This is a genomic window from Chitinophaga niabensis (assembly GCF_039545795.1).
Classification (GTDB): Bacteria; Bacteroidota; Bacteroidia; order Chitinophagales; family Chitinophagaceae; genus Chitinophaga; species Chitinophaga niabensis_B.
Genome location: NZ_CP154260.1, coordinates 3,548,205 through 3,570,661, shown reverse-complemented (window position 1 = coordinate 3,570,661; position 22,457 = coordinate 3,548,205). Strand labels below are relative to the sequence as shown.

The following is a 22,457-nucleotide window of genomic DNA, read 5'->3' as shown; positions in this document are numbered from 1 at the left end:
AAAAGGCCCGTAACGTTGGACTAGCCCCCAATAGTTGGACTTTTTTAATTTTTTAAGTATTGAGCTCGGTATTGTACCGGGCTCTTTCCTTTTAGGTTAATTCTAATCCTGGTATGATTGTAATAATGAATGTATTCTTTGATGTCACTGGCTAACTCCTGGATGGATTGATACTTTTTCAGGTAAAACATTTCTGCTTTGATTGTGCCGAAAAAGTTCTCAATGATGGCATTGTCCAGGCAATTACCTTTCCTGGACATGCTGGGAGAGATGTTGTTTTCCAGCAATATTTGCTGGTATTGTTTCATTTGGTATTGCCATCCCTGATCAGAATGCAGAATGGGTTTAAGATCGCTGGTAAGCCGCCTGATAGTGCCTTTTAACATCTGTGTTATTTGCTCGAAGTTAGGACGCTCAGATAGCTTATAGCTAATGATCTCACCATTAAACAGGTCGATTACCGGGGAAAGATATAGTTTCTGATCTTTTACTTTGAACTCGGTAATGTCGGTAGCCAATTTTTGCATAGGCCGGTCTGCTTTAAACTTCCGCTGCAGCAAATTCGGCGTAGTTTTCCCTACTTCCCCTTTGTATGACCGGTATTTCTTCCGTCGGATCACGCTTTTAAGCCGGAGCTGTTGCATGAGCTTTAGTACCGTTTTGTGATTGATCTTAAGTCCTTTTGAGCGTAAGGCCAGCAGTATCCGCCGGTAGCCCAAAAGCCCTTTATGACGTTGATAGAGTTGGACAATCCGGCATTTTATAACCTCATACCGGTCTGCAACGGGCTTGTGGTTGATGTAATAGTAGAAAGAACTGCGGGCCATGGAGGCTATATGCAGTAGTTGCGCTAAATTCCCTTTTTGCCTTAATTCAAGCACTATGAGCGCTTTTTCTCTTTGGCTTTCTCCTCCTGTTTCTTTTGAATTAAGGCCTGAAGCTTTTTTAGGTATTGATTTTCAAGCCGAAGATAAGCAAGCTCTTCTTCCAGTTCCTGTTCCCTTGTTTTAACTTTTGCGCCTTTTGTTGCAGGCTTCTTCGGTGCCATAGACTTACGTTTACCTCTTTTCTCCTGCTTTAACCCTACATTACCTTCCTGTTCGTATATACGAAGCCATCTGCTCAGTACAGCCGTACAAGGAATATGGAAACGTAGGCAGGTTGCTTTTAAAGATAAGCTTTCCTGCAAATAAGTCCTTATCACCTCCATTTTAAAAGAAGCAGGGTAACGGTTGTTCTGCCGCTCAAGCCCGGCTGTGCCGAATGCCCGGTAGTAGCTGACCCACCTGCGTAGCATATCAATATTGATCTGCAGCAGATCTGCCTTTTGGCGTACTGATGATCTACCTGCGACCACCTGCCTGACCGCATCAAGCTTATAGGCCAAACTATACTTTTGTTGTCTACTCATAAAAATGCCCCCAATAGTGTCTAACTTTTTGGGGGCACTCCACGTACGGGCCTTTTTTAATGCTATTGCGGAGGTAATGCGCTTGCATCCATGTAAAGGTATTCCCAGAGATGGCCATCCAGGTCCTGGAAGCCATGCTGGTACATAAAGCCCATGTCCTGTGGTTCATTAGGCGTGGTAGCACCGGCTGCTACTGCTTTGCGGACCAGCTCATCCACAGCGGCCCTGCTTTCTGCGGAGAAGGACACGATAACTTCTGAAGTTTTCTGCGTGTCCGGGATCTCTTTATTCGTAAAACCTTTGAAGAACTCTTCCTGTAGCAGCATCACAAAAATGTCTTCTGTAATGATCATACAGGTAGCTTTGTCATCGGAAAAATTCGGGTTAAAGGTATAGCCCAGTTGACTGAAGAACGCGTTCGTTCTTACAATATCCTTAACCGGAAGGTTAACATAGATCTGTTGTGCCATGTTTGTTTGGTTTAGTTATTGTTGCAAACATAAGCCCTGCCGTCCTGCACGTGCATGTGTGAACGCGACAATAAATGGGGTGATTGCGACAGAAACGAAACCTAAGCATGCAGCATTCCCTTCACCCGCTCCCTGTGATCTGTTCCCCATTGAATTAAAGAACAGAGCACATCCTTCAGCGTATCGCTGTATTCCGTTAGTTCATATTCTACCAGTACGGGGGACTGCGCATGTACCATCCGTTTTACAAAACCATTCATCTCCAGCTCTTTCAGTTCATTTGAAAGCACCCGGGGAGAAATACCCTTTACCAGCCGTTGTAATTCATTGAAACGTTTTTTGCCGCTTTCCCTTAAGGCATTAATGATCCGCAGTTTCCATTTGCCGCCTATGGCATAGAGTGCATCTTCCAGTGCAGCGATGCCTCTTTCACATTCAGTATGTGTCATGTTATCCATCATATACAAGTTTAACTATACAAAAGGTTACTACTATCCTTTTGTATACTACTATTATTTCATTACCGAAGTTAAATAGTTTTGTGTTATCAAAAAACCGCAGCATGAAAGGAATTAAAATTACCTATTGGGCAACCACCGGCATACTCGCCATCATGATGATCTTTTCCGCGTACGCCTACTTCACTGATCCCGCCGTGGCGCAGGGTTTTCAACACTTAGGGTTTCCGGCTTACTTCAGGATAGAATTGGGGATCGCCAAACTGATCGGCGCCGTTTTACTGGTAGTACCACTTTCAGCCAGGATTAAAGAATGGACCTACACAGGGTTTGCGATCTGTTTTGTTTCTGCTTTCATAGCACATACCGCATCAGGTGATCCTGTTTCTAATCGCATAGGGCCATTGATCTTTTTAGCGGTATTAATAACATCTTATGTTACCTACTTCAAATGGCATAAGGCAGCAGTACCGGCAGTTTAATAATACAAGAGCAGGATTTCTCATGGGCTACGCTTAAAAAGCGTAGCCCATTCTATTTTACGGTATCCCATTGGGGCTGACACTTGTCAGCCCCAACTTCAGCAGGGAATCGGTTGTGAAATAGGAATGGTTATAATAAAAAACGTTAAATACCTTGAGTATCAGTTATTGTGATGCAAAGATGCAAATACGATATGCAAAAAAGAAATGATATTGATAATCAAAGGATAAATGAGGAAATACCCCCGGGAAATTGGGTGTTTTCCCTCATTTTTGAAATTGCCCCTCCTGAATTAACTCCATACCAATAAAAAACACAGCAATTTTATACTGATTTAATAATTTTGCCAGCGTCGTCCCCCCAAATAAGACGTGAATAAAATAATAACCTATCTGAAATAAAACCTCCTCAAAGAGATTCAAAGACTATGTTAAACAAAACTGCAGGAAAAATATGATCATGACTTGAAAATGCAACAGCGTAGATACGAAAAATATCCTGTTAAACCATAGATTAGTGTAGCAGTGACAATGTAAATTAAACAGCTAAGACATCAAACTTCAAGAGCCGTATCTCTTATGTCCCTTCCTATAGCGGATAATTGAAAACCCTTGATCTGCTACGCTGACTACATAGAACCTGTTCCGGATCTGAATGATATCGTCCAACAGCACTTCCTCATTTCCATCAGCTGGATCTGGGGCCTCGCTATTTGGCGGCCATAGACCAATTAATGAAAAACAAAATCATTAAAATACTATTATTAGAAGATGATCCTACCGCCAGCCGTCAGGTGGAGCTTGTGCTCCGCCAGCATAAGTATGAAACAACAACTGCCAATACCAGCAAAGCCGCTATCTTACTTGGAACCGACCTTTTACCTAATTTAGTTATCTGCAATGCCCAGTTACGTAATGGCAGCAGTCACCAGTTCCTGATTGAAATGCGCAGCAACAGCCGCCTGAAACATATCCCTTTCATCTTCATCAATGGCAGGCCGGAACTGAAACACGCCCGCTTCAGCATGAATCTCGGCGCAGATGATTACCTCCCTGCACCATTGAATACGCAGGACCTGCTGATGAGTATAAAAGCACGCCTCAACCGTTTTGAAGAGATCACTTCTTCATCAAAACAAATGACGATGGAAACATTAGAGATACCGGTAGATGTAGCCGAGAAGTTAAGCAAAACAGAATTCAGGATCTACCGCATGGTAGCAGGCGGCCTCACTGCCCGGGAGATAGCGATAGAATTATCCATCAGCATGAAAACAGTAGAGAACCACCGGTACAACATTGCCCGCAAACTAAACATATCCGGTCACTATGCTTTACTGCACTATGTGATCAAAAATCAGGGTAAAGAAAAATAAGCCTGTAATGTTTTCCCCTTTCCTGCAACTAACAGGGCATGAAAACAATCCTCCTTTGCATTTTATTGCAACAATACCTCAATGTACAGCATGAAAGACTGGGTTTTAGCGGTGTGCTGCTCATCGCAAAAAAGGACAGTATCATTTACCAGGGAGCAACCGGCATGGCCTCGATGGAATTCAATGTTCCCAACAGTATCGATAGCAGGTTTAAGATAGCCTCCGTTACCAAATCATTCACCGCCTGGTTAATCGTACAGGCTGCAAAGGAGGGGAAGCTTCGTTTAACGGACCCGCTTTCTTCCTATATCCCTAACCGTTGGTCTAAGATCACCATAGAACAATTACTGACCCATACATCCGGCATCCCGCATAATGAAGGGATCACAGATTACTGGACCATCAAATCCCGCCTGCCCCTCACGAAAGAACAGGCGCTGCAATCAATACTGGAAATGGAATTATTACCTCAGGGAACACATTATTCCAGTCCGGGTTATTTTCTGCTGGCCTGTATATTGGAAACAGTCTATAAAACATCTTATGAAAAGATCCTGGCGGCTAAACTTCCTTTACTGAAACAAACAGGTGTTTATAATATACGTTCCGTCATTCCATCCCTCTCTGCAGGTTATCATATGATAGGCGACAGTTTAACCGTAGCACCCTACAGGGATCCATCCCTGATGAAAGGAAGCGGCGATCTCTATACCACTGCGAAAGATCTTTTAAAGTGGAACAATACCTGCAATGATTTCTCCTACGGTTGGATGAAAGAAGGGGATGCTTTTTATCATGGCGGCGGATCGTTCGGGTGTTCTGCTATTAATGTGGTGTATCCTAAAGACAGTTTGTCTATTATTCTGCTCAGTAATGTATCTGTGATGCCGGTTAATGAAATGTGGCATGATATAGAGAAGATCATTTCTAATCAACCCTTTGAAATGCCAAAGGTAAATTCCCATATAAAAATAGAAAACCCGGCAAAGTTCTCTGGTATTTATCAGTCGGAGGGAACCACCCTGCAGATCATTTTACAGAACGATCAGCTGTATGCAAAACTGGGAAATAATCCTGCCTTTGAGATCTTTGCAGACAGCAGCCTGGAATTCTCCGGTAAGAAAGTGAACATCCGGATCATTTTTAAACAGGATGAAAAAGGGAATATTACCGGATTGCAGGCGGAGGGTAGAGGCCGTACCCTTCATTTTATTAAAAACTTGCAATATTAATTTATTAAAATTACTTTAGGAGCGCAGGAATGTTCCTGACCCTTTCCACGTATGGCTGATAAAATGCATCTCTCTACCTTATGGCAGAACATATGCCAGCACGATGATCAAAAATCATTTGAAGCGTTATTTCACCTCTGTTATCAGCGGCTGGTGAGGTTTTCCATGGAATATGTACATAGCCACCAGGTAGCAGAAGAGATCGTATCTGACCTGTTCCTTAAATTATGGACCGGCCGGCAATCTTTCCGGGAGGTGGTGCATATTGAAAAATACCTTTTCACCGCCATCCGTAACCAGTCCCTCAACCACATGCGCAAATACTCCGCTTATCGGGTTATCTCAACAGAGGACAGCGGAGAGGAACAAAGCATCATTCATTCCTTTGATCCTTCCCATGCAACGGAGTGGAAAGAATTGCTGACCCGCCTGGATGAAGCAATAGAAATGTTACCTCCCGGCAGACGCCAGATCTTCCGCCTTATTAAAGAAGAGGGGTTCAAGCCCCGGGAAGTGGCTGAAATACTCAACCTCTCCCACAGGACCGTGGAAACACAACTGTTCAAAGCGGTAAAACAACTCCATACCACCCTGCAGCCTTACCTGACCCGGCAAAAGACCACTGGTTCCATGCTTCCCCTGGCCATTCTTCTGGCCGCTCTCCTTCAGTAAAATATTTTTTTTAACCTGGTACGTAACCTGCCCCCCAATTGGTGTCTTATGTACAGTTACCAGCGCAAGCTTTATAAAAATGCAAACAGACAGATTTATTTGGTTGCTTACCCGTCAGTTATCCGGGGAGATCTCAGCAGAAGAGCAAAAAGAGCTGGAAACGATGTTATTGGCCAACCCTTCCTTACGCAGAGCCCGGGAAGCACTCGTGCAGTACTGGCATAACAGCCATAAAGGAGGAGATGAAAAAGGAACAAGGAATGCCTTTAACAAACTGGTGTCGCGCATGGACGATACCGTATGGCCCGCTATAAAGCCCCCCGCCACCAGAAGGTGGTGGATACCCCTGCTGGGTGCTGCGGCCGTATTGGTATTGTGTGCCGCTGCCTTATTGTGGCTGTTGAAAGAACCGGCCTTAACCTCTGAATACAATACACGTGGCACCCGTTCCCTGATCAAACTGGCGGATGGTACTACGGTATGGTTAAATGCAGACAGTGAATTGAAATACCCCGCCCGTTTCAAAAACGGCCTGCGGGAAGTATACCTGAAGGGAGAAGCCTATTTTGATGTAGCGAAGGATGCAGAAAGCCCCTTTATCGTGCATACGGATAAGATGGATATAAATGTATTGGGAACAAGTTTTAATGTACGCTCTTATCCGGATGATAGTACTTCCGAGGCCACGCTGATTTCAGGCGTAGTGGAAGTGGCGCTGGTAAAAGTTCCGGGAAAAAAGTTCCGGTTAAAACCGGCAGAGAAATTCATTATTGCCAACCAACAGGATAGCGTCAGCGAGCGTCCGGAAGAACCGGTGATCAGCGGCGCCACCTACTTCGCAAAAGAAGACAGCGTTATTGTTGAAACCGCCTGGGTGGACAATAAGCTCATCTTTAGCGATGAATCCTTTGCCAACCTTGCTACCAGGATGGAACGCTGGTACAATGTAACGATACAATTTGAAAACACGTCAATACAGCAGCTTAGATTCACGGGGCTGTTTAAGAAAGAAACTTTAATACAGGCATTAGAAGCTTTACAACTAACCGAAGGATTCAATTATAAAATTATAGAAGATCGTGTGATCATTTATTAACCAAAATAGAAATGCCTTTGCTGTAACAAAAAAACGAGAGATGTTCTAACCATCCCTCGCTCATTAGCATGTAATGGAAGTTGCCGTATTTAAGGGACAGCGGCTTCCTATTTATCAATTACTAATTCTACGAAGTTATGAAAAAAAAGCACTTAGTGTATGCTTTCAGGCCTCAGCATGCGCTAATAAAGGCATTCGTGTTTATGAAACTGACCTTCATTTTTATTTTGCTGTCTTTACTCCAGGTTTCAGCTACTGTGCGGTCTCAGGACAAAGTGTCCCTGAACCTGCAGGCAGCAGACCTGAAGAAAGTGTTGTTGCTCATAGAAGCACAAACAAAGTATCACTTCATTTTCAGTGAGCGGAAGTTAAAAACAGACCGGAAAATAGACCTGAATGTGGAAGGGGAATCTGTATTTAAAGTACTGCAAACAGTACTGCCGGTTGCTAACCTGGAATACAAGCTGCTGGAAGGAAACCTCATTGCCATTACGACCATTGGCGAGAATACCGTGAGAAAGGATGTAAGAGGTACTGTTACGGATACTTCCGGTACACCGCTGCCCGGTGTTACCATCCAGGTGAAAAGTACACCCAGTGTGGGAACCACCACTGATCTGAATGGTAAATATGTACTGGACGTTCCGGACGATGCCGCAGTGCTCATCTATAGTATGGTGGGATTTGACAAACAGGAGATCACCGTAAGCGGGAGGGATGTGATCAATGTCCGCCTGGCCTATGCGTCCAATCAACTGGAAGAAACAGTGATCGTGGCATTCGGTACACAGAAAAAGAAAGAAGTGGTAGGTGCCATGACCACCATTAATCCAAAAGAACTGAAAGTACCTTCCAGTAACCTCACCACTGCACTGGCCGGTCGTTTGGCTGGTGTGATCGCTTATCAGCGGAGTGGAGAGCCGGGTGCTGATAATGCAGACTTCTTCATTCGCGGTGTTACCACTTTTGGCTATAAAAAAGATCCGCTGATCCTGATAGACGGGGTGGAACTTACCACTACAGATCTTGCCCGTTTGCAGGTAGATGATATCGCCAGTTTCTCTATCATGAAGGATGCTACCTCTACCGCTTTATATGGTGCCCGGGGAGCTAATGGTGTGATCCTGGTTACTACAAAAGAAGGGGTGGAAGGTAAAGCAAGGATCTCCGTACGCCTGGAGAATTCCATGTCTGCCCCCACAAAGAATGTGAAACTGGCAGACCCCATCACCTACATGCGTTTAGGGAATGAAGCCGTACTCACCAGAACACCACTGGAAAAACTACCTTACCAGGAAGAGAAAATAGATAATACTATTGCAGGTACTAATCCACTTGTTTATCCTGCCACAGACTGGCGCAAGGAAATGTTCAAGGATTATACCATGAACCAGCGCGCCAACTTCAATGTTTCCGGTGGTGGTAAGATTGCCCGTTATTACCTGGCAGCCACGCTGAACAAGGATAATGGTATGCTGAAAGTGGACAAACGGAATAACTTCAATAACAATATCAACCTCAAAACTTATTCCCTGCGTTCCAATGTGAACATTAATCTTACCAAGTCAACAGAAGTAGGCGTGAGGTTATTTGGCACCTTTGATGATTATACTGGTCCGCTGAATTCCGGTTCGGAAATGTACCAGCGGGTGATCCAGGCTAATCCTGTATTGTTCCCGGCCTATTTCCCAACGGATTCCGCACATGCATTTGTAAGGCATATTATGTTCGGTAATGCCGGGGATAACGGGAACTATATCAACCCCTATGCGGATATGGTGAAAGGGTATATGCAATCCACCCGCTCCAACCTGGTAGCGCAGTTTGAACTGAAACAGAACCTGTCCATGATCACGGAAGGGCTTGTGCTCAATGCGCTGTTCAATACATCCCGTGTTTCTTATTTTGATGTGAAACGTTTTTACAATCCCTTCTGGTACCAGGTAGGCAGTTATGATAAGTATGCCGATAAGTACACCCTGTCACAACTGAACCCTAATGGCGGTACAGAATACCTCAACTATGATGAAGGAGATAAGACCATCAATTCCACTACTTATATCCAAACCTCATTAAACTATAACAAAGCCATTGATGAAAAGCATAACGTGAGTGCCTTGCTGGTATTCCTGCTGAATAACCAGGTGATGGCAAACGGCGGTTCCCTGCAATTATCATTGCCGCACCGGAACGTTGGCCTTTCCGGCAGGTATACTTATTCTTACGATAACAAGTATTTCGCAGAGTTCGACTTTGGCTATAATGGTTCTGAACGTTTCTACGAGAGCAAACGTTTTGGCTTCTTCCCCTCTGTGGGCGCTGCCTGGATCGTATCCAACGAAAACTACTGGAAGCCGCTGCAAAATGTAGTGAGCAATCTGAAACTGCGTTATACATATGGCCTGGTAGGGAACGATGCCATCGGTTCTCCGGAAGACAGGTTCTTCTATCTCGCAGATGTGAACATGAATGATGGCGCCAGGAGATCTGTATTCGGTACAACTTTTTCCTATGCACGCAACGGTATTTTCATCAACCGCTACGGCAATAACGATATCACCTGGGAAACAGCCGTTAAAACCAACTATGGTCTTGAAGTGGGACTGTTCAATAAAGTAAATATCCTCCTGGATGTTTATACAGAACACCGTAAGAACATCCTGATGACCCGCGCCTTTATTCCTGTAACAATGGGGGTGCTGGGTAATTCACTGGCCGGTAACTCAGATGTAAAAGCTAACCTGGGAGAGGCTACCGGCAAAGGATTTGATTTGTCTGTAGACTACAGCCATCACTTTAATCCTAATTTCTGGATCCAGGCAAGAGGTAACGTAACCTATGCCACCAGTGAGTTTAAAGTGTATGAAGAACCTGAATACACAGAAAAGTATTTGTCGAGAGTTGGATGGCCGCTTTCACAGCAGCGTGGATATATTGCAGAACGTTTATTCGGAGATGATGCGGAAGTAGCCAATTCGCCCGCACAGGGATTTGGAGAATACAGGGCCGGGGATATCAAATACCATGATGTGAATGGCGATGGCCAGATCACTACACGGGATATGGTGCCCATCGGTTATCCCACAACACCGGAGATCGTATACGGATTCGGTTTTTCACTGGGCTGGAAGAACTTTGATCTTTCTGCTTTTTTCCAGGGCCTGGCAAGGGAATCTTTCTGGATAGATGCAGAGCGAACAGCTCCTTTTGTGAATGAAAGAGCCTTGTTACAGGCTTATGCAGATGACTACTGGTCTGAACAGAACCGGAACCTCTATGCCAAATGGCCGCGCCTCAGTTCCCGCCCTTTAGCCAACAATACACAAATAAGTACCTGGTTCATGCGCAACGGAGCATTCCTGCGCCTGAAAACACTGGAACTGGGATATACATTACCCACTACATTCACCAAACGATATAAGATAGATAAAACAAGGATCTACGCCAACGGTATCAACCTTTTACTGCTCAGCAAGTTTAAGGATTGGGATGTGGAAATGGGCGGTAACGGTTTAGGTTACCCGCTGCAGAAAGTGATCAATGTTGGTGCGCAGTTATCATTTTAAAAAGAGATCTATGAAGTACGTAAAAATATCGATCGTATTACTCCTCTGGCCATTCACCTTTGGCTGTCATTACCTGGACATTGTACCGGATAATATCGCAACGGTAGATCATGTTTTCAGAATGCGCAACACGGCAGAACAATACCTGTTCACCTGTTATAGTTACCAGCCAAGATTTGTAAGTTCATATGAGTACGTTACCATTTTGGGTGGCGATGAAATATGGGCCAATGAGTTCAATGTGGGCGTCAATAAAATAGCCTGGAATATCGCCAAAGGATTTCAGAACGTTGTGAACCCTTATTCCAATTATTGGGGAGGCGGGCAAGGTGGAAGAGGCATGTTCGTTGCCCTCCGGGATTGCAATACTTTCCTGGATAATATCCATAAGGTGCCGGACATGGATGATTATGAAAAAGTAAGATGGGCTGCGGAAGTGAAATTCCTCAAGGCCTACTATCATTTCTTCCTGTTCCGCATGTATGGCCCTATTCCTTTGATAGATAAAAATCTGCCTATCACCAGCAGCACTTCAGAAGTAAGGGTGAAACAGGCGCCGGTGGATTCCTGCGTGAACTATATCGCCCGCCTGCTGGATGAAGCGGTGGCAGATCTGCCGGTGAGGATCGATAATGAAGCCACTGAGGCAGGAAGAGCCACAAAGTCCATTGCATTATGCGTGAAGGCACAATTGCTGGTAACAGCCGCGAGCCCGCTGTTTAATGGTAATAGCGACTATGGCACTTTTAAAGGAAAAGAAGGGGTGAACCTTTTCAATCCGCAATATGATGAGCAGAAGTGGAAAAGAGCCGCAGAAGCCTGTAAAGCCGCCATTGAAGAATGCCAGGCCGCAGGTAATGAACTCTATGTTTTCAATCCGGCCAATTATCCCTTTACACTGTCCCCGGAAACAAGAGCTGAATTGAGTGTTCGTAACGCTGTTTGTGAAAGATGGAATAAAGAGATCGTATGGACCAGCACGGTCAACCTCATCGGCAGCTTGCAGCAGGAGTGTTTGCCCCGCCTGTTTTCAGGAGAAAAACAAACCGGTACATTATCCAGCTTTGGCGCACCACTTAAAATAGCAGAGCAGTTCTATTCAAAAAATGGCGTACCCATTTCAGAAGATAAAACATGGGATTACGTGAACCGTTATAATGTAAAAGTAGCCGCTGCCGGAGATTTTCTCCGTATCAAACCCGCTTACAGCACTGCTGTGCTGAACTTCGACAGGGAAGTGCGCTTTTACGCCAACCTTGGTTTTGATGGTGGAAGATGGTATGGTCACGGCCGTTTCAGCGATACCAGTAATACCTACCTGGAAGCAAAGCTGGGCCAGATAGCCAATAACCATGCATGGGCCTATTCCATGACCGGTTACTGGCCTAAGAAACTGGTAAACCCCCAGACTGTTTCCAACGCCAATGAGATCACCTTTCAAACTTATCCCTGGCCGGTGATCCGCTTAGCGGATATCTACCTGTTGTATGCAGAAGCCCTGAATGAATCAGAAGGCCCCACCGCAGAAACAATGAAGTGGATAGACCTGGTAAGGGCACGCGCTAATCTCAAAACCGTAGCAGAATCCTGGACGCAGTTCTCTATCAATCCCGGTGCCTATATGCAAAAAGAAGGTATGCGTAAGATCATACACCAGGAACGCCTGATAGAAATGGCCTTTGAAGGGGCACGTTTCTGGGACCTCCGGAGATGGAAGGAAGCTGAACGTGTTTTAAATGAACCTATCACCGGCTGGAACTATGGCGGTAAAACAGTAGCAGAATATTACACGGTGAAACCATTGTTTAACATGACTTTCAGGAAACGTGATTATCTCTGGCCCATCATGGAAAATGATCTTATTGTGAATAACAACCTGGTGCAGAATCCCGGATGGTAATTAAAAACCTTAAAGAAACTACAATGCGCAACTTAATAATCTTACTTGCAGTACTTGTTCTGGGCTGCAAAGAGGAGCAACTGAAACCACTGGCAGAAGGCGGCAAAGCCCCCGGCCCGGTAAGCAATGTGCAGGTGCAGAACCTCCCCGGCAAAGTAACACTTACCTATACATTACCTGACGATCCCGAACTCCTGTATGTAAAAGCAGAATTCGAGATCAGGCCGGGAAAGAAAATGCAGATGATCTCCACTTTCTACAACACCAATATCACACTGGATGGTTTTGGCAGTACAGATGAAAGAGAAGTGAAATTATATGCGGTGAGCCGTACAGAAGTAGCTTCCGCGCCTGTGACCGTGAAAGTGAAACCTTTAACGCCTCCCATAGAAAAAACATTGGCCTCACTCACTTTTGAAGCAGATTTTGGCGGTATCACCACCCATTTCCTCAATGAGGATTCTTCCAATATCACCATAGGAGTACTCACAAAAGATGAAAGAGGCACCATCATCCCGGCAGATATGTTCTACACCAGCCAGAAGAGTGGCATGTTCTCCACCCGCGGTTTTGATGACAAGGAGCGCTGGTTTGGCCTGTATGTGAGGGACAGATGGGGCAACCTTTCTGATACTATTGGTAAACTCGTTACGCCATTCGCTGAAGTGCAATTGGATAAAAAGCTATTCAAAGCTTATAAATTGCCAACTGATGCCACATTCTTTGGGAACCATCCCATGAGTAACCTCTGGAATAATGTGATAGCCGGTGGTTCCAGCGCTACCGGTACCTGGCTGCGTACCGCCAACGGTTCCGGTATTCCGCATTGGTACTCTTTTGACCTGGGTGTAACAGCTAAACTGAGCCGCTTTAATTTTATCCCTAGAGGCGCCACAGATGAACAGGCTTTATTGTACAGTGCAGGTGATCCTCATCAGTTTGAAATATGGGGCAGCAATGCACCTTCTTCAGATGGTAGTTTCAGCAGCTGGGTGAAACTGATGGATTGTGAAACCGTGAAACCCTCCGGCCTGCCCATTGGTACCAATTCCAACGATGATATTCTGAAAGCGATAGCCGGGCATGAGTTCAAATTCCCGCTGGATGCACCACCCGTAAGATACATCCGTATCAAGATGTTGCAGACATGGGGTAATTCGGATTATTTCTGGATGGCAGAAATGACCATCTTCGGGCAGCTACGCTAACCTATTCATCAAAGAAAAACAGATCGATGAAACATATTCAAATACTGATCATAGCCGCACTCTTTATCATCGCCGCCTGCGGGAAAAATGATAAAGACTATAAAGACTTTGCCCCGGAAGGGGAGATAGTATACCCCGGGAAAGCAGATTCCGTTAAAGTGTATCCCGGTAATAACCGGGTTAAATTAACCTGGCTGCTGAAAATGGATTCACGCATCACCAAATGCCGCGTGTACTGGAATCAGCGTCAGGACTCTGTGGAGGTACCTGTAACACGTACTTCCGGTGTGGATACCATTACTGTATTATTAAATAACATGACGGAAGGTGCATATAGCTTTGATGTTTATTCCTATAATGCAAAAGGGAATGTATCTATTAAAGCAAATGCCACCGGAGATGTGTACGGCGCTTTCTACACCAGCAACCTGCAGAACAGGCTCTTTAAAAAGGCGGTTTACAGCGCTGGCAAAACCCGCATCGAATGGGTGGTAGCAGATCCCCGTACTTTTGGCCTGCGGCTGCGGTATAAAGATCTGGCAGGTGTAACACAGACATTACAGGTGCCTTCCGCTGAAATGATCACCAATATCCCGGCCAATGTATTGAACAATGAACTGGAATATGAAACACTCTACTTGCCTGTTCCGAATGCAATTGATATATTTGCTGCGTCCACGGTAAAATTGACCGCCAAACCCGAATAAATGCATAGAAGAGTTTTCCTGTCCACGTCCCTCATGACAGCCCTGGCCATGACGCTGCGCGCCAATTTTGCGGATCCTTTAGTGATCAATGCCGGTGTAGGTGGCAATAATACAGACGATCTGCTGAAAAGGATCGATAAAGACTGCCTCGCACACAAACCTGCGCTCACAGTACTCATGGCGGGTACAAACGACATGAACAGCCGTAAATACATTCCGCTGGAGCAATACCGGAAGAATATGGCAACACTCATAGAAAAGATCCAGGCATCAAAAAGCAAAGTGCTCCTGATGACGATCCTGCCTTTCTATGAACCTTACCTGCTCACCCGCCATGATCCTGCTCATTATGGAACGGACGGGCCTGTCAAAAGAAGGGCTGCCGTAAACGAAACCATCAAAAGCCTGGCGGCACAGTATAAAACGGAACTGCTGGACTTGGGGACACTCTTTGAGAAAGTAGGCAAGGTAGGCTTGGATAAAGACTCGCTGATCCAGAATGAAGCCAATAGTCAGAAAACAGACGGTATCCATCCAACCCCTAACGGTTACCGTTTCATAGGTCTGGCTGTATACGAACATATCCTCCTTCAAAAGCTCCCTCAAAGCAGGATCGTTTGCTTTGGCGATAGCATTACTAACGGAGACGGGAGTATCACAAAAGAAAGTTATCCAGCTTACCTTAATAAATTATTGCAATCATGAGAGTGTTGATCATTTCTATACTGATTTTATGTAACGCAGCCGCAGGCGCTAAAGAGAAGGTGGATATATGTATCTACGGTGGTACTTCCGCCGGTGTGATAGCAGCCTATACCGCTAAAATGATGGGCCGCTCCGTTTTGCTCCTGGAACCCGGTAAACACCTCGGTGGTTTAACCACCGGTGGCCTGGGCTACACAGATATCGGCAACAAATATGCGATCAGGGGATTATCCCTTGATTTCTACCGCCGTATTGGAAAGCATTATGGAAAGTTTGAATCCTGGATCTTTGAACCGCATGTGGCGGAAAGCCTTTTCCAGGATTACATCAGCAGGGCAAAAGTGAAAGTGTTATACAATGAGCAGCTTGCCGGCGCTACAAAAACCAATAAAAAGATCACCGCCATACAAATGCAAAGCGGCTTAGTGGTAGAAGCTAAAATGTTTATCGACTGTTCCTATGAAGGAGACCTTATGGCAAAAGCCGGCGTTTCCTTCACCGTAGGCCGCGAGGCCAATAGTGAATATGGCGAAACCTATAACGGTGTACAATTATTGCACGAACATCAGTTCCCCGATGGCGTAGATCCCTACAAAACCCCGGGTGTACCGGCGAGTGGTTTGTTATGGGGTATCAGTCCTGCTGCTTTGAAAGCAACAGGAACCGGGGATAAAAATGTGCAGGCCTATAATTACCGTATCTGTCTCAGCAATGATCCTGCAAACAGCATCCCCATCACACGGCCGGCTAATTATGATCCTGCCCGTTATGAATTGCTGGCACGTTTATTTAAAGCACAACCGCAAAAGCTAAGCCTCAGTGATTATTTCATTGTGAGCCGGATGCCGAATAACAAAACAGACATCAATAACAGGGGAGGCTTCTCTACTGATATGATCGGCATGAACTACGATTACCCGAATGGGGATAATGCTACGAGGGCTAAGATCATCAAAGAGCACGAAGATTATACCAAGGGGCTTTTATATTTCTGCATCAGTGATCCCCGTGTACCGGAGCCGATCAGAACTGCGCTCAGCAAATGGGGCTATCCCAAAGATGAATATACTGATAACGGTGGCTGGTCTCCCCAGTTATATATCCGCGAAGCCCGCAGGATGATAGGCCAGTATGTAATGACGCAGGCAAACTGTACCGGCAAAACAGTGGTAACAGATCCCGTAGGCATGGCAGCTTATACTATGGATTCACACAACACACAACGTATAGTGGTGAATGGTATGGTGAAGAATGAAGGGAATGTGGAAGTGGGTGGTTTCCCGCCTTATCCTGTTGGATATGGCGCACTGATCCCTAAAACGGAAGATTGCAGCAACCTGCTGGTACCGGTTTGTTTATCTGCCACGCATATTGCTTATGGTTCTATCCGCATGGAACCTGTGTTCATGGCATTGGCGCAGTCCACGGCCATTGCAGCAGACCTCGCTATCGCCAATAACCAGAGTGTGCAACAGGTGGATGCGGCTAAGATCAAAGCAGTATTGCAACAGAACCCCTTAGCCAACGGAGCCCTGCCTGATCTGTTGATCGATAACCGGGACTCTCTGGCCATTACCAAAAAAGGTATCTGGAAAACTACCGGTGGCGGATATGGACCGGATATGCTCACCGTTGATTCCGGTGCTACTGATATCCGCACTGTTCAATTCAAAGTAAATGATTTCAGGAACGGTAAATACCATGCTTATATTTATTATCCGCATTTGAAAAAGAATGCGGCGTCCACTACGGTAAAAGTTTTTAATGGCAGGCAACAACAAACAATCCTTGTGAAGAAGAAAGATGTGATGGTGCAGGGGCAGACTTCCGGCGAATGGGTGTCCATCGGCACTTATGATCTGAAGAAAGGAACCCCGGCCATCGTGGAGTTTTCTAACGAAAATGCAGATGGAACCATAGTAGCGGACGCCGTACTATGGGTACCCGAAAGGTAATTACCCGGGCCGGTCCTGAAAGGGACCGGCCCTTTTTAGATACCCTCTAATTCCGCATCCTGTACCTACCTGTTTTCCCGATTTTTTCATTTTTAATCCCTAGATTTAGCCGTTCAGCTTTAACCAACTATACTTGCTAAATCGCTTCACGTGGCCAAAATTAAGTCCTATTGCAACTTATCGGATCAGGATCTGGCTCAATTGCTCGTACAGGGAAAGGAAGATGCCTTTACAGAGATCTACCAGCGTTTCTGGGAAAAGCTGATGGCGATTGCATTCAATCTCACAAAAGACCAGGTACTGTCTGAAGAGATCACCCAGGAAGTATTCATCAGCCTGTGGGACCGCCGCCATATTGTACAGATCGATTCCCTGGGAGCTTACCTGGCCACTGCCATTAAATTCTCCGTTTTCAAACACCTCGTCCGCCAGCGCCGGCAGCTGCAGATCATTAAAGACAATTTTATCCCTGCTGCCGTATTTGCCGATGAAGAGGAAAGGGTACATGCCCGCTTCCTCACAGAATATGTGGGCGGCATCGTAGAGCAACTGCCGGAAAAATGCCGGCTCGTATTCCGCTACAGCCGCTATGAAGGTTTGAGCATTGCCGAAATAGCAGACCGGCTGGATATTTCCCCCAAAACAGCCGAAGCACACCTCACCAAAGCCCTGAAAACCATCCGCCTCAACCTGAAGGATGCCACTCCACTGCTTTTATTACTCCTCGATCACCAACTCTGATTTTTTTTCCAGCAGACTAAGGGTGGGCCCTTAGTTATGGTACTTATATTCAGCTAAAGATTGCTAAATCGTTTTTGTGGACCAGAAGACAATGTTATCATTAATAGAAAAGTACCTCAATGGTACCGCTACAACAGAGGAACGAGAGATACTACTGGACTGGTATCGCCGGGAAGCAGATCAGCCCGCCACATGGGAGGCTTCTTCCGTTGAAGATATCACCCGCCTGAAATCGAGGATGCTGGGGCAGTTGAAGCAACATGTGCGTAAAACACGTAAACCGGTTTCGCTGCTTCATCGCTGGCGGCTGGCGGCAGCTGTGCTGGTATTGGCTGCCGGAGGATTGGTGATGGCCAGGATCTTCCTGCCCGGTACCCGTAATGTACCGGAAAAAACGTTGCTCACCGGCAAAGGGGAGCGCAAAAAGATCCGGCTGCCCGATAGCACGCTGGTATGGCTGGCGCCATGCAGTGAGCTGAAATATCCTGAACAGTTTGAAGGAGATCAGCGCATTGTGCAGCTCTCCGGTGAAGCCTTTTTTGAAGTGACCAGCAATGCACAACGTCCCTTTATCATCCATACACAATCCTTAACCACCAAAGTATTGGGCACAGCATTTAATATCCATGCCTATCCGGAAGATACACTCATCACTGTTACGTTATTAAATGGCTCGGTAATATTAAATGATGAACAACGCCTGATGCCCATGCAAAAAGGTTTCTTCGGGAAAAACTCCCGTAGCCTCAGTTATGTAGATGACCCGGATGCTGCACTGATGCTGCAACGCAGGGAAGGAGAACTGGAGTATAATAACGTGAAGCTGGGCATCATCGCCAAAGACCTGGAACGCTTATTCAATGTTACAGTAACGATAGAAGAAGACGCAAAAGAATGCCTGTTCTACGGGCGCATCAAAGCCAATGAAGACATAGAGACTTTCCTGACTAAATTAAGCCGCGTTGTGGGTGTTAAAATAAACACCAAAGGAAACAAATATTTCATTCAGAAAGGAAAATGTTAAATCCCCCTTTTTTCATCACCATTTAATACATGCAATTGTATGAAGAAAACGTATGCCCTGCTACGTAAGGGTAAAGTATTGTGTTTTATATTTTACCTGCTTTGCCTGAGTACCTTTACACTTGCCCAGGATGTGCTGAAAAAAGAGATCTCTATCCAGCTAAAGGATGAACCGATCGCTTCCGCATTACGCAAGATCAGCAATGCCTATGGAATCAAATTCACCTACAACGGCCAGGTGGCCGGAAGTGATATCCGGGTGAATGTAACAGGGAACAGCACACCTTTGAAAACAGTATTGGATCAGTCTTTTAAAGGAAAGCCACTGCAATACTCCACGTTAAATGAAGAGATACTGATCTCGCTGGATGAACCACGCAAACCTGCGGAAGCAGTACAGCAAAGGATCCTTACCGGCAAGATCTACGATGTGAACAGTGGCCTCCCGGGTGCAACAGTAAAAGTAGAAGGTACCAACCGTGGTGCCGTTACCGATGCAGAAGGTAAATTCACTTTGCAGATCAATAACGATAACGAAATACTGTTATTCTCTTTCATTGGATATATTCCGCAACGCATTGTGGTAGGAAAACGCACCACGCTGGATGTAAAACTGGAACCCAATCCCGCCAATGCCCTCAATGAAGTGCAGATCGTGGCTTTTGGTACCCAGAAGAAAGAAAGCGTAATAGGCTCCATCACCACCATCAACCCAAAGGAACTGAAAGTTCCATCCAGTAACCTGACTACAGCATTGGCCGGAAGACTTGCCGGTGTAATTGCTTACCAGCGGAGCGGTGAGCCGGGTGCAGATAATGCGGACTTCTTTGTACGCGGTATCACCACCTTTGGCAACAACACCCGCCCGCTTATTCTCATAGATGGTATTGAACTCACTACCACCGATCTTGCACGTTTGCAGCCAGATGATATCGCCAGCTTTTCCATCATGAAGGATGCAACGGCCACGGCATTGTACGGAGCCCGCGGAGCCAATGGTGTGATCCTTGTTACCACTAAACAAGGGGTAGCAGGAAAAGCCAAGATCTCTCTGCGCCTGGAAAATTCCATTTCCGCACCTACCGATAACATTGAATTGGCAGATCCCGTAACGTTCATGAAAAAGCACAACGAAGCCGTGCTCACCCGCGATCCTTTGGGAACATTACCCTACACAGAGGAAAAGATCGCGAATACAGCAGAAGGTAAAAATACACTGGTCTATCCGGCAAACGACTGGCGTGAAATGCTTTTTAAGAAGTACACCATGAACCAGCGTGTGAACCTGAATGTAAGTGGTGGTGGTAATGTAGCACGTTATTATGTGGCTGGTTCTTATAGTAAGGATAACGGTATCCTTAAAGTAGATAACCGCAATAACTTCAATAATAATATCGACCTTAAGAATTATTCCCTCCGTGCCAACGTGAACATCAACGTTACCAAAACAACGGAACTGATCGTACGCCTCAGCGGAAACTTTGATGATTATACCGGTCCCATAGATGGCGGTGCATGGATGTACCGCAAAGTGATGGCTGCCAACCCTGTATTATTTCCTGCCTATTTTCCCCAGGACGAACAACACCGCCATGTGAAACATATCATGTTCGGTAACTATGGAGAGAATGGAGAATACCTGAACCCATATGCAGATATGGTGAAAGGTTACAAGGACCAGTCGCGCAGCCAGATGCTGGCACAGTTTGAAGTAAAACAGGATCTCAGCGACCTGGTAAAAGGCCTTTCCTTCCGCACAATGGTCAACACTAACCGCACATCCAGTTTTGATGTGAGCCGCTTTTACAATCCCTTCTGGTACAGGGTAAGCGGTTATGATCAGCTGACTGATAAATATAGCATATCCAAGATCAACGATGATGGAACGGAATATCTTGGATACAATGAAGGTAACAAGATCCTGAATGCTACTTTTTACATGGAATCCATGCTGAACTATTCACGCGATTTTAAAAAACATGGTGTCAGCGGCCTGCTGGTTTTCATTACCCGCCAGAGCCTCAATGCCAATGCGGGAGACCTTCAGCAATCACTCCCTTCCCGGAACGTAGGGTTATCAGGTCGTTTTACCTATGCGTACGATAACCGTTATTTCGCAGAGTTCAACTTTGGCTATAATGGTTCCGAAAGATTTTATAAAACTAACCGCTTCGGATTCTTTCCATCCGGCGGTGTAGCATGGGCCATATCTAATGAGCCATTCTTTGAACCCCTGAAAGGAACGGTCACTAATCTGCGCCTCCGCTATTCTTATGGTTTGGTGGGGAATGACCAGATCGGCTCTGCGCAGGACCGTTTCTTTTATCTCTCCAATGTGAACATGAACGATGGGAACAGAGGGGCAAGGTTTGGACGTGATGGGGCAGAATTCAAAAATGGCGTAGGCATATCCCGTTATTCCAATGAGCAGATCAGCTGGGAACGGGCAAAGAAACAGAACATTGCGCTGGAACTGAACCTTTACAGCAAACTCAATTTTGTAGCAGAATATTACAATGAATACCGGGACGATATCCTGATGACACGCGCTTCCATCCCCAACACCATGGGCCTTTCCGCACCTATCAAAGCCAACCTGGGAGAGGCTTCCGGCAATGGGGTAGACCTTTCGCTGGATTACCGGGAAAGCTGGTCGAAAGATTTCTGGATGTCGCTGCGCGGCAATTTCACGTATGCCAAAAGCAAATACCGTGTTTATGAGGAGCCACAGTATGCAGAACGCTGGCGTTATCGTGTAGGTACTCCGTTGAACCAGCAGTTCGGTTTCATCGCAGAGAAATTGTTTACCGATGATAAAGAAGCAGAAAACTCGCCCCGCCAGGAATTTGGTGCGGCATATGGGGGCGGTGATATCAAATACCTGGATGTGAACGGAGATGGCCGTATCACCAATGCAGACCAGGTGCCCCTTGGTTTTCCGCTGGTACCGGAGATTGTATACGGTGCAGGATTTTCACTGGGATATAAACAATGGGATATATCTGCTTTTTTCCAGGGCGCCGGTAACCAATCCTTCTGGATAGATCCCGTAGCTACTGCTCCCTTTAAAAGAGATGGAGATGTAGGTGGCAATAATAATACACAATTGCTGAAAGCATATGCAGACAGTCATTGGTCTGAAGAGAACAGGAATGTATATGCCATCTGGCCAAGGCTCAGCCCCACCGTTAATGCCAATAACGTACAGCCCAGTACCTGGTTTATGCGCGATGGTTCTTTTGTACGCCTGAAACAGGTAGAAATAGGATATTCTCTGCCCGCCGGCTTCCAGCGAAGGCTGCACACCAATCAGTTCCGGTTTTATGTGAATGGTACCAACCTGCTGCTGTTCAGCAAATTCAAATTATGGGATGTGGAAATGGCTGGTAATGGTTTGGGATATCCGGTACAAAGGGTATTCAACATAGGCGCCAACATTGTTTTTAATTAATGCT

Annotated in this window: 18 protein-coding genes; 14 read left to right on the top strand and 4 right to left on the bottom strand. The window is 45.7% G+C overall.

Annotated elements, in window-relative coordinates:
* Positions 1-44: 44 nt before the first annotated feature.
* The 4 genes from AAHN97_RS13855 to AAHN97_RS13840 all read right to left on the bottom strand — a co-directional run bounded on the left by AAHN97_RS13855 (position 45) and on the right by AAHN97_RS13840 (position 2,342).
* Entirely contained in the window at positions 45-953 is a 909-nt protein-coding gene (locus AAHN97_RS13855; protein ID WP_343308271.1) for an IS3 family transposase, read from the bottom strand.
* Positions 881-1,411 carry a helix-turn-helix domain-containing protein gene (locus AAHN97_RS13850; protein WP_343307340.1) on the bottom strand — a complete coding sequence of 177 codons (531 nt, stop codon included), beginning with the start codon at positions 1,409-1,411 and terminating at the stop codon, positions 881-883. Before AAHN97_RS13850 ends, AAHN97_RS13855 begins: the two co-directional genes overlap by 73 nt.
* 62 nt (positions 1,412-1,473) lie before the next feature.
* On the bottom strand, positions 1,474-1,881 hold the full coding sequence (locus tag AAHN97_RS13845; RefSeq protein ID WP_343308235.1) for a VOC family protein: 408 nt from the start codon (positions 1,879-1,881) through the stop codon (positions 1,474-1,476).
* A 101-nt stretch (positions 1,882-1,982) separates the two neighbouring features.
* Positions 1,983-2,342, bottom strand: a complete 360-nt coding sequence (locus tag AAHN97_RS13840; RefSeq protein WP_343308234.1) for a winged helix-turn-helix transcriptional regulator — start codon at positions 2,340-2,342, stop codon at positions 1,983-1,985.
* Positions 2,343-2,443: 101 nt separating this feature from the next.
* Between AAHN97_RS13840 and AAHN97_RS13835 the strand changes: the two genes are divergently transcribed.
* The 14 genes from AAHN97_RS13835 (at position 2,444) to AAHN97_RS13770 (ending at position 22,453) form a co-directional block, all read left to right on the top strand.
* Positions 2,444-2,821, top strand: a complete 378-nt coding sequence (locus AAHN97_RS13835; RefSeq protein WP_343308233.1) for a DoxX family protein — start codon at positions 2,444-2,446, stop codon at positions 2,819-2,821.
* 734 nt (positions 2,822-3,555) lie between these two features.
* On the top strand, positions 3,556-4,197 hold the full coding sequence (locus AAHN97_RS13830) for a response regulator transcription factor (protein ID WP_343308232.1): 642 nt from the start codon (positions 3,556-3,558) through the stop codon (positions 4,195-4,197).
* A 38-nt stretch (positions 4,198-4,235) separates the two neighbouring features.
* Positions 4,236-5,429 carry a serine hydrolase domain-containing protein gene (locus AAHN97_RS13825; RefSeq protein WP_343308231.1) on the top strand — a complete coding sequence of 398 codons (1,194 nt, stop codon included), beginning with the start codon at positions 4,236-4,238 and terminating at the stop codon, positions 5,427-5,429.
* 51 nt (positions 5,430-5,480) lie between these two features.
* Positions 5,481-6,101: an RNA polymerase sigma-70 factor gene (locus tag AAHN97_RS13820; RefSeq protein ID WP_343308230.1), complete on the top strand. Its 621-nt coding sequence runs from the start codon at positions 5,481-5,483 to the stop codon at positions 6,099-6,101.
* A 79-nt stretch (positions 6,102-6,180) separates the two neighbouring features.
* Complete coding sequence (locus AAHN97_RS13815) at positions 6,181-7,197, top strand: FecR family protein (RefSeq protein WP_343308229.1); 1,017 nt, start codon at positions 6,181-6,183, stop codon at positions 7,195-7,197.
* Between the two features lie 137 nt (positions 7,198-7,334).
* Positions 7,335-10,763 (top strand): SusC/RagA family TonB-linked outer membrane protein, encoded by a 3,429-nt coding sequence (locus tag AAHN97_RS13810; RefSeq protein ID WP_343308228.1) that lies wholly within the window; start codon positions 7,335-7,337, stop codon positions 10,761-10,763.
* Positions 10,764-10,773: 10 nt separating this feature from the next.
* A complete protein-coding gene (locus AAHN97_RS13805; RefSeq protein WP_343308227.1) occupies positions 10,774-12,663 on the top strand; it encodes a RagB/SusD family nutrient uptake outer membrane protein in 1,890 nt (629 codons plus the stop codon).
* Between the two features lie 23 nt (positions 12,664-12,686).
* Complete coding sequence (locus tag AAHN97_RS13800) at positions 12,687-13,871, top strand: DUF5000 domain-containing lipoprotein (RefSeq protein ID WP_343308226.1); 1,185 nt, start codon at positions 12,687-12,689, stop codon at positions 13,869-13,871.
* 26 nt (positions 13,872-13,897) lie between these two features.
* On the top strand, positions 13,898-14,578 hold the full coding sequence (locus tag AAHN97_RS13795) for a DUF4998 domain-containing protein (protein ID WP_343308225.1): 681 nt from the start codon (positions 13,898-13,900) through the stop codon (positions 14,576-14,578).
* Positions 14,579-15,283, top strand: coding sequence for an SGNH/GDSL hydrolase family protein (locus AAHN97_RS13790; RefSeq protein WP_343308224.1), 705 nt, complete (start codon positions 14,579-14,581; stop codon positions 15,281-15,283).
* Entirely contained in the window at positions 15,280-17,238 is a 1,959-nt protein-coding gene (locus AAHN97_RS13785) for an FAD-dependent oxidoreductase (RefSeq protein ID WP_343308223.1), read from the top strand. The genes AAHN97_RS13790 and AAHN97_RS13785 overlap by 4 nt, the downstream gene beginning before the upstream one ends.
* Before the next feature lie 150 nt (positions 17,239-17,388).
* Positions 17,389-17,979, top strand: coding sequence for an RNA polymerase sigma-70 factor (locus tag AAHN97_RS13780; protein ID WP_343308222.1), 591 nt, complete (start codon positions 17,389-17,391; stop codon positions 17,977-17,979).
* A 76-nt stretch (positions 17,980-18,055) separates the two neighbouring features.
* Positions 18,056-19,003 carry a FecR family protein gene (locus AAHN97_RS13775; protein ID WP_343308221.1) on the top strand — a complete coding sequence of 316 codons (948 nt, stop codon included), beginning with the start codon at positions 18,056-18,058 and terminating at the stop codon, positions 19,001-19,003.
* Positions 19,004-19,042: 39 nt separating this feature from the next.
* Positions 19,043-22,453: a SusC/RagA family TonB-linked outer membrane protein gene (locus AAHN97_RS13770; protein WP_343308220.1), complete on the top strand. Its 3,411-nt coding sequence runs from the start codon at positions 19,043-19,045 to the stop codon at positions 22,451-22,453.
* The last annotated feature ends 4 nt before the right edge of the window (positions 22,454-22,457 follow it).

Coding starts and splice junctions, on each gene's coding strand:
- AAHN97_RS13850 (WP_343307340.1), bottom strand. CDS start 1,411: ATGAGTAGACAACAAAAGTATAGTTTGGCCTATAAGCTTGATGCGGTC.
- AAHN97_RS13845 (WP_343308235.1), bottom strand. CDS start 1,881: ATGGCACAACAGATCTATGTTAACCTTCCGGTTAAGGATATTGTAAGA.
- AAHN97_RS13840 (WP_343308234.1), bottom strand. CDS start 2,342: ATGATGGATAACATGACACATACTGAATGTGAAAGAGGCATCGCTGCA.
- AAHN97_RS13835 (WP_343308233.1), top strand. CDS start 2,444: ATGAAAGGAATTAAAATTACCTATTGGGCAACCACCGGCATACTCGCC.
- AAHN97_RS13830 (WP_343308232.1), top strand. CDS start 3,556: ATGAAAAACAAAATCATTAAAATACTATTATTAGAAGATGATCCTACC.
- AAHN97_RS13825 (WP_343308231.1), top strand. CDS start 4,236: ATGAAAACAATCCTCCTTTGCATTTTATTGCAACAATACCTCAATGTA.
- AAHN97_RS13820 (WP_343308230.1), top strand. CDS start 5,481: ATGGCTGATAAAATGCATCTCTCTACCTTATGGCAGAACATATGCCAG.
- AAHN97_RS13815 (WP_343308229.1), top strand. CDS start 6,181: ATGCAAACAGACAGATTTATTTGGTTGCTTACCCGTCAGTTATCCGGG.
- AAHN97_RS13810 (WP_343308228.1), top strand. CDS start 7,335: ATGAAAAAAAAGCACTTAGTGTATGCTTTCAGGCCTCAGCATGCGCTA.
- AAHN97_RS13805 (WP_343308227.1), top strand. CDS start 10,774: ATGAAGTACGTAAAAATATCGATCGTATTACTCCTCTGGCCATTCACC.
- AAHN97_RS13800 (WP_343308226.1), top strand. CDS start 12,687: ATGCGCAACTTAATAATCTTACTTGCAGTACTTGTTCTGGGCTGCAAA.
- AAHN97_RS13795 (WP_343308225.1), top strand. CDS start 13,898: ATGAAACATATTCAAATACTGATCATAGCCGCACTCTTTATCATCGCC.
- AAHN97_RS13790 (WP_343308224.1), top strand. CDS start 14,579: ATGCATAGAAGAGTTTTCCTGTCCACGTCCCTCATGACAGCCCTGGCC.
- AAHN97_RS13785 (WP_343308223.1), top strand. CDS start 15,280: ATGAGAGTGTTGATCATTTCTATACTGATTTTATGTAACGCAGCCGCA.
- AAHN97_RS13770 (WP_343308220.1), top strand. CDS start 19,043: ATGAAGAAAACGTATGCCCTGCTACGTAAGGGTAAAGTATTGTGTTTT.